The organism is Arthrobacter livingstonensis (assembly GCF_003219815.1).
Classification (GTDB): Bacteria; Actinomycetota; Actinomycetes; order Actinomycetales; family Micrococcaceae; genus Specibacter; species Specibacter livingstonensis.
Map to the genome: position 1 here is coordinate 1 of NZ_QJVD01000080.1, position 2,681 is coordinate 2,681.

At 59.8% G+C, this 2,681-nt stretch carries 3 protein-coding genes; all 3 read right to left on the reverse strand.

Going from position 1 to position 2,681, the window contains the following annotated elements:
- Positions 1-161: 161 nt before the first annotated feature.
- The 3 genes from CVV68_RS22775 to CVV68_RS24740 are packed head-to-tail and all read right to left on the reverse strand — an operon-like array spanning position 162 to position 2,622.
- Complete coding sequence (locus CVV68_RS22775; protein WP_110503258.1) at positions 162-1,163, reverse strand: heme-dependent oxidative N-demethylase family protein; 1,002 nt, start codon at positions 1,161-1,163, stop codon at positions 162-164.
- The gene (locus CVV68_RS24735; protein ID WP_110503259.1) at positions 1,160-2,137 is read right to left on the reverse strand and encodes a PDR/VanB family oxidoreductase; all 978 of its coding nucleotides are present in this window, start codon (positions 2,135-2,137) and stop codon (positions 1,160-1,162) included. The genes CVV68_RS22775 and CVV68_RS24735 overlap by 4 nt, the downstream gene beginning before the upstream one ends.
- A complete protein-coding gene (locus CVV68_RS24740) occupies positions 2,134-2,622 on the reverse strand; it encodes a dimethylamine monooxygenase subunit DmmA family protein (RefSeq protein WP_110503260.1) in 489 nt (162 codons plus the stop codon). Before CVV68_RS24740 ends, CVV68_RS24735 begins: the two co-directional genes overlap by 4 nt.
- Positions 2,623-2,681 lie beyond the last annotated feature (59 nt).

The following is a 2,681-nucleotide window of genomic DNA, read 5'->3' on the forward strand; positions in this document are numbered from 1 at the left end:
CCAAGGGGTGCGATACCCCGACTACAGAGTGGGTTTCAGTGCTGACAGACATGCAATTCTCCTTGATTCATAATTCAGGATGAGTGCCCATAGGGCCCGGAAGTGAGGTGTACGTGAGAAGAGTTGGGCAGGAGCGGGTGGTGCGGGGCCTGCGCCGATGATTAGCCGGCGAGTAGCCAGGTTGATGCGGCTTTGCGGTAGCGGTTGATGCCTTTGTATTCGGCCATGTCTTCGGGGAGTTCGGCGAGGACGTGGCCTAGGCGTTCGCGCCAGAGGGGTACTTGGGCGATGTCGGTTAGGGGTAGCAGGTAGGAGCGGATGAGGAACAGGATGGCTCCGGTGTGTGGGAGGCAGAGCATGTGTTGTATTTCCACTCGTAGGTGGAGTTTGTTGGGCAGGTCTGGGTCTTGGGCTATGGTTCCGCGGTCTGGGCCCCAGTCCGGGTAGGTTTCGGTGGAGGTGTCCAGGCGTCGGCCTATGGTCATGGTCCAGTTGGTTCGCCGGAATTGTTCTCCGGGTTGTAGCCGCAGGAGGAATTGATGGGCCCGGTTGATGACGGGCTCTGTTTGTACCCGTGGAACGGGGGTGTGGACTTCCATGAACTTCATGCCTACGTCGAATCCGAAGGACCAGTCGGCTGCGAAGGTGACTAGTCCTGCGTCGAGCCACAGGGTGTCTTCGCGGGGGTCTAGGAAGACGAGATCGTCCTGGATTTGACTGCCTAGGAACTGTAGGGGGCCCATGGGGAGGGAATCGTCGTCGCCGATGGTGAATTCCAGTTCCAGGTTTTGAAGGGTGTTGCCCCAGCGGCAGGTATTTCCGTCTCGTTGGTATGACATCGTGTGGGGGTGTTCTTCGGCCATGACGGGCAGCATGGTGGTGATTGCATCCCAGACGGCAAATCGCATGTGGGGGAGGACTTGTGTGCGTGAGGGGTCCTTTTTGAGGATCTCCTCGCGTTCCTGGAGTTCTGAAAGGTAGTGTTCGTCGTTGTCTATCAGGAAGGATCCCCAGGAGCCGGCTTCGGTTTGTACTGTTTTATGGGCGGGTTCAACATTGGCGCTGTAGCGGTAGCTGTCACCGGAAAAGGGAAAGGGAAAGTGTCGGATCCGTTCCGGGAGGACGGTGGTGTCCGAGTCTTTGTCTGTTGTGGTGGTACTCAAAGGTCCAACTCCAATTCTTCATCCAGGCTGCGTGAAACGCAGCACATCATGGTGGTGTTCTCGGCCTTTTCTTGGTCGCTGAGGTAAAGATCCCGGTGCTGGGGTGTCCCGCGGAGTACCGGGATGGTGCATTCCCCACAGATGCCCTTGCGGCACATGTTGGGAATGCTTTTTCCCGCGTTTTCCAGGGTTTCCAGCAAGGAAACACCGGCTGGGACGTCCAGGCTGATGCCGCTGCGGGCCAGGTTCACTTTGAAGGGTTCGCCCGCGTCCAGCTCGGCTGCGCCGAAGGCTTCTGAATGCAGCCGGGTTGTGGACCATCCCTGTTCCCGGGCCTGGTCCAGGACTGTCTCCATGAAGGCAAGCGGCCCGCAGACGTAAAGGTGTGTTCCCAGTGGCTGGGTCGTGAGCTTTTGGGCTAAAACCTTCTGGAGACTGTCCCGGTCGCTGCATTCCGTGAGTGCCGGTCCCAGCAGTTCTCTTGCTTCAGCGACGTGGGCCCCGGCCCCGGGCCGGTGTACGTAGATCAGTTCCGCGGCTGTGCCCCATTCAGCAGCGGATCGGGCGTGTGAAAGCACCGGGGTGATTCCGATTCCTGCCGCAACAAGGAGAAAGTGCTTGGCTATGGCGGCAGGGGCAAAGGCACTGCGGGGACGCGAAACATGCACGCGGTCTCCGATGGTGAGCCGATGCATGGCCATGGAGCCGCCGGCACCGTCTTCGACTTGGAGGACCGAGATGGTGTATTCGGACGGGGCAGTGCCCGAACCGGTGAGTGAGTACGCGTTGGCGCCGGCTCCGCATTGGACCACAAGGTGGCTTCCCGGTACGTAGGAAGGTAGTGCGGTTCCCGACGGATCGGCCAAGGTGATGCTGATAATGGAGTCCGTCTCAGGATTGGCGTTGGTCACCTCGAGTTCAAGTCCGTCCTTCACTGCGGGGTGGACCTTGGCCTGGAGTGCTGTCACAGTCATGCTGCCTCCTCGGCATGGGCGGCGTATCCCAGGTATGCGGCGATGCGCCGGGAAAAATGGTTGGAGATCGACAGGACAGTTGTGCATCCTTGACACTCCAATTCGGAACCGGTCGGCTCAACGGTCTTCGTCACGGTGCGGCAATGGGCGCAGAAGACCGTACGATGCTCGGATCCGTCGCTTACGAGTGTTACTTCGTCGTCGGCCAGGCCGCATTCCGCGGCCACAGCGGCAGCGGCCTTGATGTCGGCCATGGGTCCTATGAGTACGAGACGGACGCCCACACAGGCCAGCTCAATGGTGGATCTCAGATACGAGAGGGTGTCCGTGTTTGCGCCATCGAAGTGAATGACATGCCGGCGCTGGCCACCGGTGTGGTAGTCCGCCGTGAGGGAATCTGTTTTGCCAAACGACACGCAGATGAGCCCACGAAAACCTGGATCACAGCAGATGCCTTCTGGCACAGTCATGGATGCCGGTCGCATGGTGGGTCTTAGGGTGCGAAGGAGCGGTGGCCGGTGAAGAACCCGAGTGCGTAGTCGGG